The sequence below is a fragment of the Pseudomonas sp. SJZ074 genome (assembly GCF_007828215.1).
In the GTDB taxonomy this organism is placed as follows: Bacteria; Pseudomonadota; Gammaproteobacteria; order Pseudomonadales; family Pseudomonadaceae; genus Aquipseudomonas.
Map to the genome: position 1 here is coordinate 81,351 of NZ_VIUE01000012.1, position 20,226 is coordinate 101,576.

Here is a 20,226-nt window from a genome sequence, read left to right on the forward strand (position 1 = left end):
GGGGATTTATCCCCTCGCCACATTTGTCTATCTTGTCTGCTGATCTTGTCGTACCCAAACCCGATAGAACTTCTCCCCCCGCCCTCGCCTCTACCTGACAAGCCCATCGCCACGGTTGTTTGCATGGACCTTGTCATTGCCCGCCCCGAAGGCCTGTACTGCCCACCCGGGGACTTCTACATTGATCCCTGGCGCCCGGTCGAGCGCTCGGTCATCACCCACGCCCACGGTGATCATGCCCGCGGCGGCAATCAACACTACCTGGCAGCGGCCCCCGGCGAAGGCATCCTGCGTTCGCGGCTGGGCCAGGACATCAATCTGCAGACCCTGCCCTACGGCGAGCGCCTGCAACATCACGGCGTGACCTTGAGTTTTCATCCCGCCGGCCATGTGCTGGGATCGGCCCAGGTGCGGTTGGAATATGAAGGCGAGGTCTGGGTGGCATCCGGGGACTACAAAGTCGAACCCGACGGCACCTGCACGCCGTTCGAGCCTGTGCAATGTCATACGTTCATCACCGAATCCACGTTCGGCCTGCCCATCTATCGCTGGCAACCTCAAGCGCAGATATTCGACGAGATCAATCAGTGGTGGCGCGCCAACATCGCTGCCAACCGGGCCAGCGTGCTGTTCTGCTATTCCTTCGGCAAGGCCCAGCGGATTCTCCACGGCATCGACGCCAGCCTCGGCCCCATCCTCGCCCACGGCGCGGTGGAGCCGTTGAACCGGGTCTACCGCGAGGCCGGGGTTCATTTACCGCCGACGATTTATGCCGGTGACATCAAGAAGAACGACCCGATGATGGGCCAGGCCCTGGTCATTGCCCCACCGTCGGCCGGCGGCAGCACCTGGATGCGCCGTTTCGGCGACTACAGCGATGCCTTCGCCAGCGGCTGGATGCGCCTGCGGGGCACTCGACGGCGGCGTGGCGTGGACCGTGGCTTCGTGCTCTCCGATCACGCCGACTGGCCCGGCCTGCTCTGGGCCATCGAGCAGACCGGCGCCGAGCGGGTCATGGTCACGCACGGGTCGGTGGGTGTGCTGGTGCGACATTTGTGCGAGCTCGGCCTCGACGCCCAGGGTTTCAGCACCGAATACGGCGACGATGAAGAAGACGTCATCGCCGCCACTGGCGAGGACGCATCGTGAAAGCCTTCGCCGACCTCTACGCCGACCTGGACGCCACCACCTCCAGCAATGCCAAGCTGGCCGCCATGCAGCGCTACTTCACCCAGGCGCCGCCCCAGGATGCAGCGTGGGCTGTGTATTTCCTGTCCGGTGGCCGTCCCCGGCAATTGGTGCCGGTGAAAATCCTCCGGGACCTGGCCGTACAGGTCTCCGGTTTGTCGCCCTGGCTGTTCGAAGAAAGCTATCAGGCCGTGGGCGACCTGGCCGAAACCATTTCTCTGGTGTTGCCGGAGTCCCCCCACACCAGCGCCGAAGGATTGGCACTGTGGATAGAAGAGAAACTGCTGCCGCTGCGTGGCGAAACGCCGGAGGTATTGGCGCTACGATTGCCCACCTTATGGGCACAACTCGACCGTTCGAGCCTGATGCTCTGTATCAAGCTCATCACCGGCAGTTTCCGGGTCGGGGTGTCCAAGCTGCTGGTGACCCGGGCGCTTGCGGGGATGGCCGGGCTGGACAGCAAACGGGTCGCCCAGCGCCTGGTGGGTTACACCGACCTGTCCCATCGCCCGACGGCCGAGGGATATCTCAAACTGATCGCCGCCGAATCCGAGGATGAACATGCCCAACGTGGCGGTCAGCCGTATCCGTTTTTCCTGGCCCACGCCTTGTCCGCTCCGGTAGAGCAATTCGACGCGCTGCTGGGGCCGGCCAGCGATTGGCAGGTGGAATGGAAGTGGGACGGCATCCGCTCCCAGGTGATCAAGCGCGACGGCCATCTGTGGGTCTGGTCCCGGGGCGAAGAGTTGGTGACCGAGCGCTTCCCTGAATTGCATTCCCTGGTATCGATGCTGCCCGACGGCACGGTGATCGACGGCGAAATCGTGGTATGGAAAACCTCGCAACCGGTGACTGAGGAGGTCTTCGCTGCGGATGCGCCGCTGCAACCGGCCGTACAGCCGTTCGCCCTGTTGCAACAGCGCATCGGTCGCAAGATCCTGAGCAAGAAGGTCCTCGAAGACGCGCCGGTGGTGGTGATGGCCTACGACTTGCTGGAATGGCAAGGAGAAGATTGGCGCAACCGTCCCCAGGCCGAACGCCGTGATCAGTTGGAGGCACTGATCGCAGGTATCCAGAGCCCGGTTCTGCTGCCGTCGCCGATCGTCTCCGGCCAGGACTGGCTCGACCTCGCCCGCCAGCGCGAAGCGTCCCGTAGCCTCGGCGTCGAGGGCATGATGCTCAAGGCGCGCAACGCGCTGTATGGCGTCGGCCGGACCAAGGACATGGGTGTGTGGTGGAAATGGAAAATCGACCCGTTCAGCGTCGACGCCGTGTTGATCTACGCCCAACGCGGTCATGGTCGGCGCGCCAGCCTGTACAGCGATTACACCTTCGCCGTCTGGGACAATCCGCCGGGCAGCCGCGAGCGCAGCCTGGTGCCGTTCGCCAAGGCCTACTCGGGGCTGACCGATGAGGAAATGCGCCAGGTCGACAGCATCGTGCGCAAGACCACCGTGGAGAAGTTCGGTCCGGTCAGCAGCGTCACGCCCACCCTGGTCTTCGAGTTGGGCTTCGAGGGCATTGCCTTGTCCAACCGCCACAAGAGCGGGATCGCAGTGCGGTTTCCGAGGATGTTGCGCTGGCGCCAGGACAAGACCGTGGAAGAGGCCGATACCCTGGCAACGCTTCAGGATCTGCTGAAGTAAGCTCTGCGTGGTTGCACTATCAATTGTGGCGAGGGGATAAATCCCCTCGCCACAGAACATACTTCTTGCCAGTCCCATGAAGCACCATCCCGGTGCACCTTTTGTTGTACGATCTCATCCGCGCACCAACGCGTTCCACCACTGCTCGCCGAAGCTTTTAAAACACTTGTTCGGCACTCTGGTTCGGAAATTGCTACCTTTATGCCGTCTTACCGTTCTTGCCTTCACCGGTAACAAAACTTATGCGCCACAAGCGCCCATCATGGTTTTAGGGACTCGATAATGAAAAAAGCACTGCTGACCCTTTCTGCACTGGCATTGTGCATGGCCGCCGGCGCCGCTACGGCCAAGGAATACAAGGAACTGCGTTTTGGTGTCGACCCGTCCTATGCTCCATTTGAATCCAAGGCCGCCGATGGCAGCCTGGTAGGTTTCGATATCGACCTGGGCAATGCGATCTGCGCCGAATTGAAGGTCAAATGCAAATGGGTCGAAAGCGACTTCGACGGCATGATCCCAGGCCTCAAGGCCAAGAAATTCGACGGCGTGATCTCGTCCATGACCGTGACTCCAGCGCGGGAAAAAGTCATCGACTTCTCCAGCGAACTGTTCTCGGGCCCAACGGCTTATGTATTCAAGAAAGGCTCGGGCCTGAGCGCAGACGTCGCCTCGCTCAAAGGCAAGACCGTCGGCTATGAACAAGGCACCATCCAGGAAGCCTATGCCAAGGCCGTGCTCGACAAGGCCGGTGTCAAGACCCAGGCCTACGCCAACCAGGACCAGGTCTATGCCGACCTGACCTCCGGCCGCCTCGATGCGGCAATCCAGGACATGCTGCAAGCCGAACTGGGCTTCATGAAAACGCCGAAAGGTGCCGACTATGAGGTCAGCAAACCGGTGGACAGCGAACTGCTGCCGGCCAAGACCGCCATCGGTATCAACAAAGGTAACAAAGAGCTGAAGGCTCTTTTGGATAAAGGTATCAAAGCGTTACACGACGACGGCACGTACGCCGAAATCCAGAAAAAACACTTTGGCGATCTGAATCTGTACAGCGGCAAATAATGCGCGGCGCCCATCCGCTCACGGATGGGCGCTTTTTGACTGCCAAAGGCCTCTTTCATGTTCGAACAACTCCTACAAAATCTGGGGCTCTCCGCCTTCAGCCTGCAGGGCTTTGGCCCGCTGCTGATGCAAGGCACCTGGATGACCATAAAACTGGCGGCCTTGTCGCTATTATTGAGCGTCTTGCTCGGCCTGCTGGGCGCCAGCGCCAAGCTGTCCCCGGTCAAACTGCTGCGGATCCCGGCCCAGCTCTACACCACGCTGATTCGCGGCGTACCAGACCTGGTGCTGATGCTGTTGATTTTCTACAGCCTGCAAACCTGGCTGACCTCTTTTACCGACTTCATGGAATGGGAATACATCGAGATCGACCCATTCGGCGCCGGGGTGATCACCCTGGGCTTCATCTATGGCGCATACTTCACCGAGACCTTTCGCGGCGCGATCCTCGCGGTACCCAGGGGCCAGGTCGAAGCCGCCACCGCATATGGCCTCAAGCGTGGCCAGCGTTTCCGCTTCGTGGTGTTTCCGCAGATGATGCGCTTTGCCCTGCCGGGGATCGGCAACAACTGGATGGTGATGCTCAAGGCCACCGCGCTGGTATCGATCATCGGCCTGGCCGACCTGGTCAAGGCGGCCCAGGATGCGGGCAAGAGCACCTATCAGCTGTTCTACTTCCTGGTGCTGGCGGCGCTGATCTACTTGCTGATTACCAGCGCGTCCAATTTCATTCTGCGCAGGCTTGAACGCCGCTACGCCGCCGGAGCACGGGAGGCGGTGCGATGATCGAACTTCTACAAGAGTACTGGCGGCCGTTCCTCTACAGCGACGGCGTCAACGTCACGGGCCTGGCGATGACCCTGTGGTTGCTCAGCGCTTCGTTGCTGATCGGCTTCCTCGTCTCGATCCCGCTGTCCATCGCCCGGGTTTCGCCCAAGCGCGCCGTGCGCTGGCCGGTGCAGTTCTATACGTACCTGTTCCGTGGCACACCGCTCTATATCCAGTTGCTGATCTGCTATACCGGTATCTACAGCATCGCGGCGGTGCGCGCACAGCCCTTGCTCGACAGCTTCTTTCGCGATGCGATGAACTGCACGATCCTGGCCTTCGCCCTGAACACCTGCGCCTACACCACGGAGATCTTTGCCGGGGCGATCCGCAGCATGAACCACGGCGAAGTCGAAGCGGCCAAGGCCTATGGCCTGACCGGCTGGAAACTCTATGCCTATGTGATCATGCCCTCGGCGCTGCGGCGCTCGCTGCCTTACTACAGCAACGAAGTGATCCTGATGCTGCACTCGACGACCGTGGCATTCACCGCTACCGTTCCAGACGTGCTGAAAGTGGCCCGGGATGCCAACTCGGCCACCTTCCTGACCTTCCAGTCGTTCGGGATCGCCGCGTTGATCTACCTGACCGTCACGTTCGCACTGGTAGGCCTCTTCCGCCTCGCCGAGCGCCGCTGGCTGGCCTTTCTCGGGCCGACTCATTAGTCCAGGACACACAAGCAAATGCGCCACCAGATCCATGACCTGCTGGCCCCATTGCCGGGGACCGCACGCAAGATCCACAGCTTTCACTTCGGCCCGGAAAAAGCCGTCGGCAAGATCTACATCCAGTCGTCCCTGCATGCCGATGAACTGCCCGGTATGCTGGTGGCCTGGCATCTCAAGCAACGCCTGGCGGAACTCGAGGCGTCCGGCCATCTGCGACACGAAATCGTCCTGGTGCCTGTGGCCAACCCCATCGGCCTCGAACAAGTGCTGATGGACGTGCCGCTGGGTCGCTACGAACTGGAGAGTGGGCAGAACTTCAACCGTCGCTTCATCGACCTGAGCGAGGAAGTCGGCAACGAGATCGAAGAGCTGCTCACCCAGGATCCACAACACAACCTGATGCTCATCCGCACCAGCCTGCGCGATGCCCTTGCCCGGCAGACCGCGACCACGCAACTGCAATCCCAGCGCCTGGTCCTGCAGCGACTGGCCTGTGACGCCGACATGGTGCTGGACCTGCATTGCGATTTCGAAGCCGTGGCGCACCTCTACACCACGCCGGAAGCCTGGCCCCAGGTCGAGCCGCTGGCCCGCTACATCGGCGCCGAGGCCAGCCTGCTGGCCACCGACTCGGGCGGCCAGTCGTTCGATGAATGCTTCACCCTGCTCTGGTGGCAACTCAAGGAACGTTTCGGCGAACGCTTCGAGATTCCCCTGGGCAGCTTTTCGGTCACCGTCGAATTGCGTGGCCAGGGCGACGTCAACCATGGGTTGGCGAGCCTCGATTGCCAGGCCCTGATCGAATACCTGATCCATTACGGCGCCATCGATGGCGAACCGGTGCCCCTGCCCGAGCTGCCTTATCCAGCCACGCCGCTGGCCGGCGTCGAGCCCGTGGCGACGCCCGTGGGCGGGCTGCTGGTCTACAGCGCCCTGCCTGGCGAGTATCTGGAAGCCGGTCAGTTGGTGGCGGAAATCATCGACCCGGTCAACGACACCGTCACCCCAATTCATTGCTGCAATGCCGGGCTGATGTATGCCCGCTCGCTGCGTCGCATGGCCTCCGCCGGCATGGTCATCGCCCATGTCGCCGGTGCCGAAGCCTACCGCAGCGGCTACCTACTTTCGCCTTGAGGATGCCTGTTCCATGTACAAACTGACCATCGAAGGCCTGCATAAAAGCTACGGCGAACATGAGGTGCTCAAGGGCGTTTCGCTCAAGGCCAAGACCGGCGACGTCATCAGCCTGATCGGCGCCAGCGGCTCGGGCAAGAGTACCTTCCTGCGCTGTATCAACTTCCTGGAACAACCCAACGACGGCGCCATGAGCCTGGACGGCCAGACGGTCCAGATGATCAAGGACCGCCACGGCATGCACGTGGCCGATGCCGATGAACTGCAACGCATCCGCACACGCCTGGCCATGGTGTTCCAGCACTTCAACCTGTGGAGCCACATGACCGTGCTGGAGAACATCACCATGGCACCTCGCCGGGTGTTGGGCATCAGCAAGCAGGAAGCCGACGAGCGGGCCCGTCGCTACCTCGACAAGGTCGGCCTGCCCGCGCGCGTGGCCGAGCAGTACCCGGCGTTCCTGTCCGGCGGCCAGCAGCAACGCGTGGCTATCGCCCGAGCCCTGGCGATGGAACCGGAAGTGATGCTGTTCGACGAACCGACCTCGGCCCTGGACCCGGAACTGGTGGGGGAAGTGTTGAAGGTCATCCAGGGGCTGGCCGAAGAAGGCCGGACCATGATCATGGTGACCCACGAAATGAGCTTCGCCCGCAAAGTGTCGAACCAGGTGCTGTTCCTGCACCAAGGCCTGGTGGAGGAAGAAGGCGCACCGGAAGACGTGCTAGGCAATCCCAAGAGCGAGCGGCTGAAGCAGTTTCTCAGTGGCAACTTGAAATAAAACTGTTTTATCAGGACAGGGTGAAGAAGTTGTGGCGAGGGGATTTATCTCCGCTGGGCCGCAAAGCGGCCCCTCAATCTGGCACCTCGGTGGGTCGGGCAGTTTGTCTTCAAGCTATCAGGGGCTGCCTCGCAGCCCAGCGGGGATAAATCCCCTCGCCACAGATGCCTCTCCCGCCGCAATAATCTGCACAAGCCTTCAAACCTTTCCCCTGCCGCCGTGGTCACTGAGAGAACACTCCCAGGGCGCACGCGGCAGGCATGGCGACATCCAACAACTTCGCAAACCAGTGGTTCCGCGCCCGCGGCTGGAAACCGTTCGCCTTTCAGAAACAAGTGTGGGCCGCGGTCAAGCGCGGGGAGTCGGGGTTATTGCACGCCAACACCGGAGCCGGTAAAACCTACGCGGTATGGTTTGCCGCCCTCAACCGTTTCGCCCGTGCCACCCCGCCCCCGGATAAGCCACGCAAACGCAAACCTGTCGCCGAACCGCTGACCATCCTGTGGATCACGCCGATGCGTGCACTGGCCGCCGATACGGGCAAAGCCCTCGAAGCGCCACTGGTGGAACTGCAGATACCCTGGAGCGTCGGCCTGCGCACCGGCGATACCAGCGCCAGCGAACGGGCCCGGCAGGGCCGGCGCCTGCCCACGGCGCTGATCACGACCCCCGAAAGCCTGACCCTGATGCTCGCCCGTGCTGACGCGCAAACGGCGACGGCAACGCTGCGCATGGTGGTAGTGGACGAATGGCATGAACTGCTGGGCAACAAGCGAGGCGTGCAGTTGCAATTGGCGTTGGCGCGCCTGCGGCATTGGCACCCCGAGCTCGTGGTCTGGGGCGTGTCCGCCACCTTAGGTAACCAGGCCCATGCCGAGCAGGTGTTGATCCCCCAGGGCAACGGGGTCAGCATCCAAGGCGCCAACGACAAGACATTGCGGGTCGATACGCTGCTGCCCCCCGCTCTCGAACGTTTTCCGTGGGCCGGGCACATCGGCTTGAAAATGCTGCCTCAGGTCATCGCGCAAATCGACGACAGCAGCAGTTGCCTGGTGTTTACCAACACCCGGGCGCAATCCGAAATCTGGTACCAGGCGCTTCTTGAGGCACGCCCGGACTGGGCCGGACTGATCGCACTGCATCACAGCTCGCTGTCCCGCGATACCCGGGACTGGGTCGAACGTGCGCTCAAGGACGGTCAACTCAAAGCGGTGGTGTGCACCTCCAGCCTGGACCTGGGCGTGGATTTCCTGCCCGTCGAGCGGGTGTTGCAGATCGGCTCTGCCAAGGGCGTGGCGCGATTGATGCAACGCGCCGGGCGTTCCGGTCACGCGCCGGGACGAACCTCGCGGATCACCCTGGTGCCGACCCACAGCCTGGAGTTGATCGAGGCCGCCGCCGCCCAGGATGCCGTGGCCCAGCGGCGCATCGAACCTCGCGAGTCGCCTCACAAGCCCTTGGATGTGCTGGTGCAACATCTGGTCAGCATGGCGCTGGGCGGCGGTTTCGTACCCGATGAACTGTACCGGGAGGTGCGTGGCGCTTGGGCCTACCGTGACCTGAACGAAGCGCAATGGTCTTGGGCCCTGGCCTTCGTGCGCCATGGTGGCCTGTCATTGACCGCCTACCCCGATTACCGTCGGGTCGAGCCGGACGAGCACGGCATCTGGCGAGTCCCTGATGCACGCCTGGCCCGGCGTCACCGCATGAGCATCGGCACCATCGTCAGCGATGCCAGCCTGCAGTTGAAATTCTGGAGCAAGGGCGGTGGCGGCAAGACCCTGGGCAGCGTGGAGGAAGGCTTCATTGCGCGCCTGCGACCGGGGGACGGCTTCCTGTTTGCCGGACGCTTGCTGGAACTGGTCCGGGTCGAAAACATGACTGCCTACGTGCGCCGCAGCCAAGCGAAAAAAGCCGCCGTTCCGCGCTGGAACGGTGGACGGATGCCGCTTTCCAACGAGCTGGCTGCCGCCGTCGTGGCGCGCCTGAGCAAGGCCGCCACGGGACGTTTCGAAGGGCCGGAGATGCAAGCCGTACAGCCCTTGTTGCTGACCCAGCAGCGCTGGTCCGGCCTGCCCACGCAAACGTCATTGCTGGCTGAAGCCCTGAAGTCCCGGGAAGGCTGGCACCTGTTTCTGTACCCGTTTGCTGGACGCCAGGTGCATCTGGGGCTGGCGAGCCTGCTGGCTTGGCGCGTCAGCCAGCAAGAGTCGGTGACCTTTTCCATTGCGGTCAACGACTACGGCCTGGAGCTGCTCAGCGCCACGACACTGGATTGGTCGCACTACCTGACCCCCAAGCTCTTGAGCACCGACAATCTGCTGGCCGACGTGCTCGCCAGCCTGAACGCCGGCGAGTTGGCCCTTCGCCGCTTTCGCGAAATCGCTCGAATCGCCGGCCTGGTATTCGCCGGCTACCCCGGCGCACCGAAAAGCACTCGACAGGTCCAGGCCTCCAGCGGGTTGTTCTTTCAAGTATTCAAGCAATACGACGCCGACAACCTGTTGCTGGTCCAGGCCGGGGAAGAAGTCTTGCGTGAAGAATTGGATATCCGTCGCCTGGAGCAGACCTTGGAACGCCTCAACACCTTGCAGCTGGATTTGCACATCATCAAGCGCCCCACCCCGCTAGGCTTCCCGTTGCTGGTGGAGCGGTTCAGGGAAAGCCTGAGTTCGGAGAAACTGGCCGATCGCATCCGGCGAATGGTCAGCGAGCTGGAAAAAACCGCCGATCGGGGTGATGCCTGATGCCCGCGCCTTATCCAGTCAATCTGGCCGGTGAGGAACTCTGGCTGCTACCGGAAAAAGCCTTGTATTGGCCGGCCCAGGAAACCCTGATGGTGGCCGATGTGCATTTCGGCAAGGCTGCCGCCTATCGCAGCCTCGGCCAACCGGTGCCCCACGGCACCACCGCCAGCAACATCGAGGTATTGGATGGATTACTCGCGAGCCTGCCGTGTCGACAGCTGATCTTTCTAGGGGATTTTCTCCACGGCCCTGGCTCCCATGCGCCAGGCACCTTGAAGGCCCTTTCCGAATGGCGTGACAGGCATCCGCACCTGGCCATGACGCTGATTCGCGGCAACCATGACAAACGCGCCGGTGACCCGCCGCCCTCGCTGAACATTCGCGTCGTACCAGAGCCCTTGCTGCTCGGCCCTTTCGCCGTACAACACGAACCCGACCCACACCCGAGTCGCCACGTGCTGGCCGGCCACGTACACCCGGTGTATCACCTCAGCGGCAAGGGCCGGCAACGCCTGCGCCTGGCGTGCTTCCGGCTGGGCAGCGAGATCAGCCTGCTACCCGCCTTCGGCGCCTTCACGGGCGGCTATCGGGTCGAGCAGGACAATAATTGCCGGATTTTTGTCATTGGCGATGACGAAATATGGCCCATCAATTGAAAGAGACGGATGGGCCAGCATTCGATCAGGCAGTAGGCACAGGAGGCGGCTCGTCCGGCCGCGTGGGTATGCCGGTCTCGTCAGGGTCAGCCGGCTCTTCGTTGGGGGTATCGGGATCGGGCTGGCCGGGAATGCCCCCCGCCGCTTCGACAGGGTGGGCCAGCAAGGACCAAGCCAGGACGCCGATCTGATTGGGCTCAAGCCTTGCCAGTTCGGCACTGATTCGCGGATCGATCTTCATAGAGCAACTCCTGAGCGAAGCCCGTTGCGCTGGCGCAAAAAAACGGGCAGTACACACAATAGAGTGTCTGCCCGCTCAGGAATTCCCACTGTTCGTCAGAATCAGGTGCGTGGAAGTGTCACACCACGCTGGCCCTGATACTTGCCGCCCCGATCCTTGTAGGACACTTCGCACTCTTCATCGGATTCGAGGAACAGCATCTGTGCCACACCTTCGTTGGCGTAGATTTTCGCCGGCAGGGTCGTGGTGTTCGAGAACTCCAGGGTCACGTGGCCTTCCCACTCCGGTTCCAGCGGCGTGACGTTGACGATGATGCCGCAGCGGGCATAAGTGCTCTTGCCCAGGCAGATGGTCAGCACGTTGCGCGGGATGCGAAAGTACTCGACGGTGCGGGCCAGGGCGAAGGAATTCGGCGGGATGATGCACACGTCGCTCTTGATGTCGACGAAGCTCTTCTCATCGAAATTCTTCGGGTCGACGGTGGCCGAATTGATGTTGGTGAACACCTTGAATTCGTCGGCGCAGCGCACGTCGTAGCCGTAGCTGGAGACGCCGAAGGAAATCAGTCGGTCGGCGCCTTCACCGCGCATCTGGCGCTCTACGAAGGGCTCGATCATGCCGTGCTCTTGCGCCATGCGGCGAATCCACTTGTCCGATTTGATGCTCATGGCGGTGTCCTGAATAGCGAGGGTGGAGAAAACTGTCCGGCATCTTACCGGGGCCAGGGGCAGGGTTCAAAGCGTGGGAAGCAATTCTCGCCGAACCGCCGTGTTTTCCCGGGCCTGGACGCCGTCAGTCACCAAAATCGAGAAACCTTCGCAAAGACCATTGGCACGTTTCGGAAAAAGGGTTAAGGTGGCGTCACTGTGCTGCTTGTGTCACTGAGAATCTCTACACGATATGTTGAATTTCGATCCAACCATCTACAAGAATTTTTCCTGCTCTTTGCACTCAGTCTCGGCCAGGGTTCTTCCTGAGTCGCAGTTATCTTTGTCCAAGGAGTTACACCATGTCTAATCGCCAAACCGGTACCGTCAAGTGGTTCAACGATGAAAAAGGCTTCGGCTTCATCACCCCACAATCCGGTGACGATCTGTTCGTACACTTCAAAGCTATCCAATCCGACGGCTTCAAAAGCCTGAAAGAAGGCCAACAGGTTTCTTTCGTCGCTACCCGCGGTCAGAAAGGCATGCAAGCTGAAGAAGTAACAGTTATCTAACTGTTCCTGCTTTAGCAAAAGCCCCGCCCTCAAAAGCGGGGCTTTTTTGTGCCCGCCAGTTTCTGCCAGCACACAAAAAACCTGTGGGAGCGGGCTTGCTCGCGAAGGCGTCAGGTCAGCTACATCACATCGACTGACATTCCGCCTTCGCGAGCAAGCCCGCTCCCACAAAGAATCTTCTCGCCCGGGGCTTACCAGGTCACGCCGAACCCGGCCGTGTAGCGCGTCTTGCTCAGGTCACTGTCCTCGGAACCTTCAATCACGTCTTTCTCGGCTTTGAGGTTGAGCGACGCCCAATCGGTGACCTTGTAGCGCAAGCCCATCTCCGCGTCGTAGGCATACTCCGCAACGCCGGACAGCGGCTTGCCCACTTCGCCATTGGTGAAGAACTCGACACGCTTGCCGACGAGGTAGCGGTTGTAGTCCCACTTCATGGCGACGGAATAGAAGTTGTCCTTGCCCCCGTCCTGATACTCGTAATCGGTGCGGTTCAACAGCGAACCCAGCGAGAACGCGCCCAATTCGTCATCCCAGAACTGGTAGCCCGGACCGGTACCCACCACCCGCTGACGGGCCAGGTCTTCGACCTTGTCCCGCTTGTAGTTCAGGCGCCCCTGCCAGAACCATTTGTCCGTCAGGAAGCGGTCAAGGGAATATTCCAGTTTCCAGTTGTCGGCCGAGACCACGTCATCCTGGAATTCGCGGTTGTATTCGCCCTCGGCGGTGTGCCGCCATCGGCCGTGGCGCGCGGATGTCTTGAAGTCGATGTCGTAATCGTCGACATCTTTTTCCGCTCGTTGGTAATCCAATGCGGCGTCGACATTGCCTTTCCACACCAGATCCTCGACCACCGGCTTGGGCTTGAGGATCTGCTGGATACTGGCCAGCTCGACGGTCTTGGGCGCGTCACCGTTGGCCAGGGTCACCTTGCCCTCCTCGGCGGCGTGCAGGGCCTTGGCTTTCTCGCCGGTGTAGGCGTCCTGCTTGACCAGCAACTGCTGGTCACTTTCAAGGGTCTTGACCTGTTTCCAGTCAATGGGAACAGCGCCGGCATAGTCGGTCTGGATCAACAACTTGCCGCCATCGAAAACGGTAATCTTGCCGCTTAGTTTGTCTCCGTTCTTCAGCCAGACAGTATCGGCGAGCAAGGGCGTGGAGGCGCTGGCAACAGCCAGGCAGAGCAGGGTTCTGGACAACATAAGCGTATAAAGAGCTCGGGTTTGCGGTGAAAAGGCGGCATTATCCCCCAGGACGACACCTCAGCAAGGACTGACCCAAAGATGGCGGATGAGTTCATTTCTCAATCAGCTCTGCCAGAATAAACCTACGAACGGCATATACTTTTCCTAGGAACCCTACCCGTGACCGATAGCCCAGTGGGCCCCGAAGACCCCGCGCAGGTACGCCGCACCACGCTCTACCTGACCCTTGCGCAAGTGCCGCCCGGCAAGGTCGTCACCTATGGCCAGCTCGCCGAGATGGCCGGCCTGGGTCGGGCGGCGCGCTGGGTGGGCCGTACCCTCAGCCAACTGCCCGACGATACCAGCCTGCCCTGGCATCGGGTATTGGGCGCCGGTGGTCGGATCAGCCTGCCGGCGGGCAGCGCCTCTGGGGATGAACAGCGCGCACGACTGCGCATGGAAGGGATCAGTATCCTGAACAATCGTGTTGATATTCGGTGCCATGGCTGGCGCCCGGTAGAGGACAGCGGTTAGAGTGCGCGCTTTGTTTTCGCAATTTTTGAGGCAGACTCCAGCCCATGCCCCGTAAAACCTGGCGCGCCGCCCTCGCCGCCTATGCCAGTCCTTCGACGCTCGTGCTGTTGCTGCTTGGCTTCGCTGCAGGCTTGCCCTACATGCTGGTGTTTTCCACGCTTTCGGTCTGGTTGCGCGAAGCCGGCGTGGCCCGTGAAACCATCGGCTACGCGAGCCTGATCGGCCTGGCCTATGCCTTTAAATGGGTCTGGTCGCCGCTGCTCGACCAATGGCGCCTGCCGGTACTGGGCAAACTCGGGCGTCGCCGGTCATGGCTGGTGCTTTCCCAGGGCCTGGTGATCCTTGGCCTGGTAGGCATGGGCTTCTGTGACCCGCAGAAACACCTCTCATGGTTGATCGCCATTGCCGTGCTCGTGGCGTTCGCTTCGGCCACCCAGGACATCGCGGTCGATGCCTATCGCCTGGAAATCGTCGATGACACCCGCCAGGCCGCCCTCGCTGCCAGCTATATGTCCGGCTACCGAGTCGCTGCGCTGTTGGCGACCGCTGGCGCGCTGTTCTTCGCCGAAGGTTTCGGCTCCACCGGTTTCAGCTACAAGCACTCGGCCTGGGCCGGTACGTATCTGTTGTTCGGCGTGCTGATGGTCCCGGCATTGCTCACCTCGCTGTTCATGCGCGAACCACCGGTACCATTGCGCACACAGCTACAGGCCGGGCGCTACACGTTCGTTCATCAATTGGCGTCGGTGTTCGTGCTGATCGTGCTGCTGGTGTCGGTCCCGGCGATGTTCACCCAGCTCTACAACACCGACTTCGCCAGCGTGCTGTTCGAGGGGGTCAGCCTGCTCGACCTGCTGCTCGAAGACCGTGCCTTCCTGCGAGCCATTCTCTATATCCTCCTGACGGCCATGTGCCTGTCGGCCATGGGCCGTCGCGGCCTGGCGCCGGTGCTCACGCCGATCAACGACTTCATCCTGCGCTACCGCTGGCAGGCCTTGTTGCTGCTGGGGCTGATCGCCACGTATCGGATGTCCGACACAGTCATGGGCGTCATGGCCAACGTGTTCTACATCGACCAGGGCTTCACCAAGGACCAGATCGCCAGTGTCAGCAAGATTTTCGGGCTGATCATGACCCTCGTCGGCGCCGGCATGGGCGGCCTGTTGATCGTGCGTTTCGGCATCCTGCCGATCCTGTTCATCGGTGGCGTGGCCTCGGCCGCCACCAACATCCTGTTCCTGATGCTCGCCGACATGGGCCCCAACCTGAAAATGCTGGTGCTCACCATCTCCCTGGACAACTTCAGCTCCGGCCTTGCCACCTCGGCGTTCGTGGCGTACCTGTCGAGCCTGACCAACCTGAAGTTCTCCGCCACCCAATACGCCCTGCTCAGCTCGATCATGCTGTTGCTGCCACGCTTGATCGGTGGCTACTCCGGGGTGATGGTGGAGAAGTTCGGCTACCACAATTTTTTCCTGATCACCGCCCTGCTAGGCGTCCCGACCCTGTTGCTGATCGCCCTGCACTGGTTCCAGGAAAACCGTCGCCAGGGCTTACCCTCCGCCCCGGAACCGACCTCCACCCGACCGGCGGAAGAGTCGTAGGAAAGGTCAGCAAGCGCCGGCGAAACCGGCATTCGCACCTGGCGACCGGCCACGCGCCTGTACGCCAGGGCATCTCGCCCGTACAATGCTCCGTCACTTCTCGTCATCAGCAACCGACAACGGCCAACCATGCGCACCAGCCAATTCTTGCTCGCCACACAGAAAGAAACGCCTTCCGACGCCGTCGTGATCAGCCATCAGTTGATGCTGCGTGCCGGCATGATCCGCAAGCTCGCCTCGGGCCTGTACACCTGGCTGCCGATGGGCCTGCGGGTGATGCGCAAGGTGGAAGCCATCGTGCGTGAAGAAATGGACGCCGCCGGTGCCCTGGAAGTGCTGATGCCGGGAACCCAACCGGCCGAGTTGTGGCAGGAGTCGGGACGCTGGGAAGAATACGGCCCTGAACTGCTGCGCCTCAAGGACCGTCACGGCCGCGACTTCTGCGCCGGCCCGACCCACGAGGAAGTGATCACCGACCTGATGCGCAACGAGCTGAGCAGCTACAAGCAGTTGCCTATCAACCTGTACCAGATCCAGACCAAATTCCGTGATGAGATCCGTCCACGCTTCGGCCTGATGCGCGGTCGCGAGTTCATCATGAAGGACGCCTACTCCTTCCACGCCGACCTGGCCTCGCTGCAAGTCACCTACGACCGCATGCACCAGGCGTATTGCAATGTGTTCACCCGCCTGGGCCTGAAATTCCGTCCGGTCGAAGCCGACAACGGCTCCATCGGTGGTGCCGGCTCCCACGAGTTCCACGTACTGGCCGAGTCCGGCGAAGACGACATCGTCTTCAGCAGCGGCTCCGACTACGCCGCCAATATCGAGAAAGCCGAAGCCGTGCCACGGGAAACCTCCCGTCCTGCACCGTCGGAAGAACTGCGCCTGGTGGACACACCGAACGCCAAAACCATTGCCCAGCTCGTGGAAGGCTACAACCTGCCGATCGAACGCACGATCAAGACCCTGATCGTCCGCGCCGAAGAAGAAGGCAAGCTGATTGCGCTGATCGTCCGTGGCGATCATGAGCTGAACGAGATCAAGGCCGCCAACCAGCCAGGCGTCGCCAGCCCGCTGGTCATGGCCACCGACGCCGAACTGCGCGATGCCATCGGCGCCGGCGCGGGCTCCCTCGGTCCGCTGAACCTGCCACTGCCGATCATCATCGACCGTTCGGTGGCACTGATGAGCGACTTCGCCATCGGCGCCAACATCGATGACAAGCACTACTTTGGCGTGAACTGGGAGCGCGACCTGCCGGTTCCGGCCATTGCCGACCTGCGCAACGTCGTGGCCGGCGACCCGAGCCCGGACGGCAAGGGCGTGCTTGAAATCAAGCGCGGCATCGAAGTCGGGCACATCTTCCAGCTGGGCAACAAGTACAGCAAGGCGATGAAATGCGAAGTGCTGGGCGAGAACGGCAAGCCGGTGACCCTGGAAATGGGCTGCTACGGCATTGGCGTGTCCCGCGTGGTGGCCGCCGCCATCGAGCAGAACAACGATGAAAAAGGCATCATCTGGAGCGACGCCCTGGCACCCTTCCAGATCGCCCTGGTGCCGTTGCGCTACGAAACCGACCTGGTTCGCGAAGCCACCGACAAGCTCTACGCCGAACTGAAGGCCGCCGGCTTCGAGGTATTGCTGGATGATCGCGACAAGAAAACCAGCCCCGGCATCAAGTTCGCGGACATGGAATTGATCGGCATCCCGCACCGGATCGTCGTCAGTGACCGTGGCCTGGCCGAAGGCAACCTGGAATACAAGAGCCGCACCGAGGCCGAGCCGCAAGCGCTGCCGGTCGCCGACGTGCTCTCCTTCCTCCAGGCCCGTATCCGCCGCTGACACCAGATAGAGACGTCATGTTCAAGCGAAACACCTTAGGCCTCGGTGGCGCCGCGCTCTGCGGCGCCCTGCTGGTCAGCGGCTGCGCCAACCAGATGTCGCAACGCAGCGAGCACGAAGAGCGGGTCGAGCGTAAATTGCTCGACCATAGCCTGCAGATCGATGTGGGCGAACCCAAGGTGCTCGACCTGCCGCAGCGCCGGGTACGGATCCATGAGCAGAAGACCTTCGAAGTCACCGAATTCGAAGTCACGCGTCGTTACGATCGCTACACGCCGTACCAACCCTGGCGGGAAATCTACGAGATCCCTTTGGGTGCGGTAGCGGTAGTGGCCGGCATCGGCGCCAACGTGGTCAATGTGTTTGCCCTCGGCAACCTGCCGGAAACAGCTACCCATGACTGGCTCAGCTACGGTATCGCCGGGCTGAACCCGTTCATGAACGCCCCCTCCCACGGCCGCGCTCAACAGAACCTGGCGGGCATCGATGAAGTCCAGCGCGACAAACGCACGGAGCACTCGAGCCTGCCTTGGAACGAGCGCCCGGTTGAGGTCAAGGCCGGCCGGCAGACGTTCGAACTGAGCACCGACCGCAATGGCGTGCTACGCCTCAACCTGTTGGAAAGCCCGTTCGCCGAGCAGGACCTGAGCCAATTCGGCAAGTTGCAGATCAGCGTGACAGACGCTCAGGACGAGGTGCACACCGACTCATCCCTGAGCATCAGCAGCAGCCTGCGCAGCAAGCTGATGGAAGCCCATGCATTGATCTACGACGATCTGGAAGACGACGAGGTGAGCCAGTGGGTTCATCGGGTCAAGCGCCTGTCGGAACTGGGCCTGGAAGAAGAAGCCAGCGAGCTGGAACAGAGCCTGATCGAACTGACCCGCAACGATCCGGAATTGCAGGCCGAGTTCATGAAGGCACTGACCAAGGATGGCGGCCGGCTGGTGGCGGATCCGGGCGCCCACTGAAATACACATCCTTGTGGCGAGGGGATTTATCCCCTCGCCACAAGGATCACTCACCTGCTCGGCGGCTTCACCGCTCAAACAACTCCAACTGCTCGAACCCGCCGCGCAAATCCTCCAGCCGTACCCCGATCCCCAGTAACCGAACCGGCTTCGCACCACGCTTGAACGCCTGGGTCAACAACGACTGGTAACTGCCCAGATCCCGTCCTGCCCCTGCTTGCTCCAGGGTGGTCTGGGTAAAGTCGTGGAATTTGACTTTGACGAATGGCTTGCCGGGGCGATAGCTACTGTCGATTCGCGCCATGCGCCCGCTCAGGGTTGCCATCAGCTCCGGCAGTTTATCGAGGCAGCTCGCCAGATCGGGCAGGTCGACATCGTAGGTGTTTTCCACACTGATGGACTGACGTCGACTGTCATTGTGCACCAGGCGCTCATCGATCCCACGGGCCAGACTCCAGAGTCGCTCACCAAAACTGCCGAATTCGCGCACCAGCGCCAGTTTGTCCCACTGGCGCAGCTGCAGACAATCGGCAATCCCGAGCCTGTTCAGCTTGTCAGCCGTGACCTTGCCGACGCCGTGGAGTTTGCTGACCGGCAGGGCCGAGACGAAGTCCTCGACCTGGTCCGGGGTGATAACGAACAGGCCGTTGGGCTTTTTCCAATCGCTGGCAATCTTGGCCAGGAACTTGTTCGGGGCGACACCGGCGGACACCGTGATATGCAACTGATTGGACACGCGTCGACGAATGTCCTGGGCGATGCGGGTGGCGCTGCCGCCAAAATGGGCGCTGTCGGAAACGTCCAGATAGGCCTCGTCCAGGGACAGCGGCTCAATCAGGTCCGTGTAGTCGCGGAAGATGCCCTGGATTTCCTTCGATGCCTCGCGATAGGCGTCCATCCTGGGCTTGACGATGATCAGGTCCGGGCAGAGCTTCAAGGCATGCCCGGAGGACATGGCCGAGCGCACACCGTAGGCCCGTGCTTCGTAGTTGCAGGTCGCAATGACGCCCCGTCGGTCCGCCGAACCGCCGACCGCCATGGGTTTGCCGGCCAGCCGCGGGTCATCGCGCATCTCGATGGCGGCATAGAAACAATCGCAGTCGACATGGATGATTTTGCGTTGCGTCATAAAGAAAGCGGGATGCGGGACGAATCGGACCGTCAGTATCGCATCGGCAACTGTATATAGCACCAGTAGTTTGAAAGATCCGACGCTTAGCTTGGAAAAGGGCTACGTTGAATGTATTTCCTCAATCGAACTGAACCACCCAATAGAGCCGCAGCCCTTGCCCCGCCTGCGTCACAGCACAGTCACAATGTTTTTTCAGCGGCTAAGCGCTTGAAGCGGAACAGTTTTTTCTAAGGGAAGGGTTGACAGCCCGGCGATCCTCTGTAGAATGCCGCCTCACAGACGCGGGATGGAGCAGCCTGGTAGCTCGTCGGGCTCATAACCCGAAGGTCGTCGGTTCAAATCCGGCTCCCGCAACCAAACATCAGGAAAGGCTACTCGAAAGAGTGGCCTTTTTTGTGCCTGTCAGGTTTTCAGTCACGAATTCCTGTGGGAGCGGGCTTGCTCGCGAAGACGATGTACCAGTCACCGATGATATCGGCCGACGGTCCGCTTTCGCGAGCAAGCCCGCTCCCACAAGGAAAGACCGGTGAGTTGGAAATCCAGGTTGTAGGACAATTTCCTTTTTGATTTCGCGCATTTAGCTACGCCGGAAGCCCATCGGCCGCTAATTTGAACTTGCGGTCTTTTAAAGGTTGACACTCAAGCGTTCGCCTGTAGAATGCCGCCTCACAGACGCGGGATGGAGCAGCCTGGTAGCTCGTCGGGCTCATAACCCGAAGGTCGTCGGTTCAAATCCGGCTCCCGCAACCAAACATCAGGAAAGGCTACTCGAAAGAGTGGCCTTTTTTG

The 20,226-nt window shown here is 61.3% G+C and carries 18 protein-coding genes and 2 tRNA genes; 16 read left to right on the plus strand and 4 right to left on the minus strand.

Annotated elements, in window-relative coordinates; all coding sequences use genetic code 11:
- The first annotated feature begins 123 nt into the window (after nt 1–123).
- From FBX99_RS14770 to pdeM, 9 genes are all read left to right on the plus strand, one after another.
- Complete coding sequence (locus tag FBX99_RS14770; protein WP_144928643.1) at nt 124–1,149, plus strand: ligase-associated DNA damage response exonuclease; 1,026 nt, start codon at nt 124–126, stop codon at nt 1,147–1,149.
- Complete coding sequence (locus FBX99_RS14775) at nt 1,146–2,834, plus strand: ATP-dependent DNA ligase (RefSeq protein WP_144928641.1); 1,689 nt, start codon at nt 1,146–1,148, stop codon at nt 2,832–2,834. The genes FBX99_RS14770 and FBX99_RS14775 overlap by 4 nt, the downstream gene beginning before the upstream one ends.
- Nucleotides 2,835–3,116: 282 nt before the next feature.
- Complete coding sequence (locus tag FBX99_RS14780; protein WP_047701925.1) at nt 3,117–3,899, plus strand: transporter substrate-binding domain-containing protein; 783 nt, start codon at nt 3,117–3,119, stop codon at nt 3,897–3,899.
- 57 nt (nt 3,900–3,956) lie between these two features.
- Nucleotides 3,957–4,685, plus strand: coding sequence for an ABC transporter permease (locus tag FBX99_RS14785; protein WP_047701926.1), 729 nt, complete (start codon nt 3,957–3,959; stop codon nt 4,683–4,685).
- On the plus strand, nt 4,682–5,392 hold the full coding sequence (locus tag FBX99_RS14790) for an ABC transporter permease (RefSeq protein WP_047701927.1): 711 nt from the start codon (nt 4,682–4,684) through the stop codon (nt 5,390–5,392). Before FBX99_RS14785 ends, FBX99_RS14790 begins: the two co-directional genes overlap by 4 nt.
- Nucleotides 5,393–5,410: 18 nt before the next feature.
- A complete protein-coding gene (locus FBX99_RS14795) occupies nt 5,411–6,529 on the plus strand; it encodes a succinylglutamate desuccinylase/aspartoacylase family protein (protein WP_144928639.1) in 1,119 nt (372 codons plus the stop codon).
- 13 nt (nt 6,530–6,542) lie between these two features.
- A complete protein-coding gene (locus tag FBX99_RS14800) occupies nt 6,543–7,307 on the plus strand; it encodes an ABC transporter ATP-binding protein (RefSeq protein ID WP_145131874.1) in 765 nt (254 codons plus the stop codon).
- A gap of 260 nt (nt 7,308–7,567) precedes the next feature.
- Nucleotides 7,568–10,054, plus strand: coding sequence for a ligase-associated DNA damage response DEXH box helicase (locus tag FBX99_RS14805; RefSeq protein WP_145131876.1), 2,487 nt, complete (start codon nt 7,568–7,570; stop codon nt 10,052–10,054).
- The gene (gene pdeM, locus FBX99_RS14810; protein ID WP_145131878.1) at nt 10,054–10,710 is read left to right on the plus strand and encodes a ligase-associated DNA damage response endonuclease PdeM; all 657 of its coding nucleotides are present in this window, start codon (nt 10,054–10,056) and stop codon (nt 10,708–10,710) included. Before FBX99_RS14805 ends, pdeM begins: the two co-directional genes overlap by 1 nt.
- Nucleotides 10,711–10,735: 25 nt before the next feature.
- Here the strand turns inward: pdeM and FBX99_RS14815 are convergent, their stop codons facing one another.
- Nucleotides 10,736–10,951, minus strand: a complete 216-nt coding sequence (locus FBX99_RS14815; RefSeq protein ID WP_144928630.1) for a hypothetical protein — start codon at nt 10,949–10,951, stop codon at nt 10,736–10,738.
- Between the two features lie 101 nt (nt 10,952–11,052).
- Nucleotides 11,053–11,619 (minus strand): dCTP deaminase, encoded by a 567-nt coding sequence (gene dcd / locus FBX99_RS14820; protein WP_017126297.1) that lies wholly within the window; start codon nt 11,617–11,619, stop codon nt 11,053–11,055.
- 341 nt (nt 11,620–11,960) lie between these two features.
- Here dcd and FBX99_RS14825 point away from each other — a divergent pair, with 341 nt between their 5' ends.
- Nucleotides 11,961–12,170: a cold-shock protein gene (locus FBX99_RS14825; protein ID WP_024780123.1), complete on the plus strand. Its 210-nt coding sequence runs from the start codon at nt 11,961–11,963 to the stop codon at nt 12,168–12,170.
- Between the two features lie 191 nt (nt 12,171–12,361).
- Here the strand turns inward: FBX99_RS14825 and FBX99_RS14830 are convergent, their stop codons facing one another.
- Nucleotides 12,362–13,369: a DUF481 domain-containing protein gene (locus FBX99_RS14830; protein WP_144928628.1), complete on the minus strand. Its 1,008-nt coding sequence runs from the start codon at nt 13,367–13,369 to the stop codon at nt 12,362–12,364.
- A gap of 138 nt (nt 13,370–13,507) precedes the next feature.
- Here FBX99_RS14830 and FBX99_RS14835 point away from each other — a divergent pair, with 138 nt between their 5' ends.
- From FBX99_RS14835 to FBX99_RS14850, 4 genes are all read left to right on the plus strand, one after another.
- On the plus strand, nt 13,508–13,885 hold the full coding sequence (locus FBX99_RS14835) for an MGMT family protein (protein WP_178111944.1): 378 nt from the start codon (nt 13,508–13,510) through the stop codon (nt 13,883–13,885).
- A gap of 44 nt (nt 13,886–13,929) precedes the next feature.
- Nucleotides 13,930–15,489: an AmpG family muropeptide MFS transporter gene (locus FBX99_RS14840; protein WP_144928624.1), complete on the plus strand. Its 1,560-nt coding sequence runs from the start codon at nt 13,930–13,932 to the stop codon at nt 15,487–15,489.
- 129 nt (nt 15,490–15,618) lie between these two features.
- The gene (locus tag FBX99_RS14845) at nt 15,619–17,334 is read left to right on the plus strand and encodes a proline--tRNA ligase (RefSeq protein WP_047701936.1); all 1,716 of its coding nucleotides are present in this window, start codon (nt 15,619–15,621) and stop codon (nt 17,332–17,334) included.
- A 17-nt stretch (nt 17,335–17,351) separates the two neighbouring features.
- Nucleotides 17,352–18,305 (plus strand): hypothetical protein, encoded by a 954-nt coding sequence (locus FBX99_RS14850; RefSeq protein WP_144928622.1) that lies wholly within the window; start codon nt 17,352–17,354, stop codon nt 18,303–18,305.
- Nucleotides 18,306–18,372: 67 nt separating this feature from the next.
- Here the strand turns inward: FBX99_RS14850 and dinB are convergent, their stop codons facing one another.
- The gene (dinB, locus tag FBX99_RS14855) at nt 18,373–19,434 is read right to left on the minus strand and encodes a DNA polymerase IV (protein ID WP_145131880.1); all 1,062 of its coding nucleotides are present in this window, start codon (nt 19,432–19,434) and stop codon (nt 18,373–18,375) included.
- 283 nt (nt 19,435–19,717) lie between these two features.
- Here dinB and FBX99_RS14860 point away from each other — a divergent pair.
- Nucleotides 19,718–19,794, plus strand: a tRNA-Met gene (locus FBX99_RS14860).
- Nucleotides 19,795–20,110: 316 nt separating this feature from the next.
- Nucleotides 20,111–20,187: transfer RNA gene (locus FBX99_RS14865), tRNA-Met, on the plus strand.
- Nucleotides 20,188–20,226: the final 39 nt, after the last annotated feature.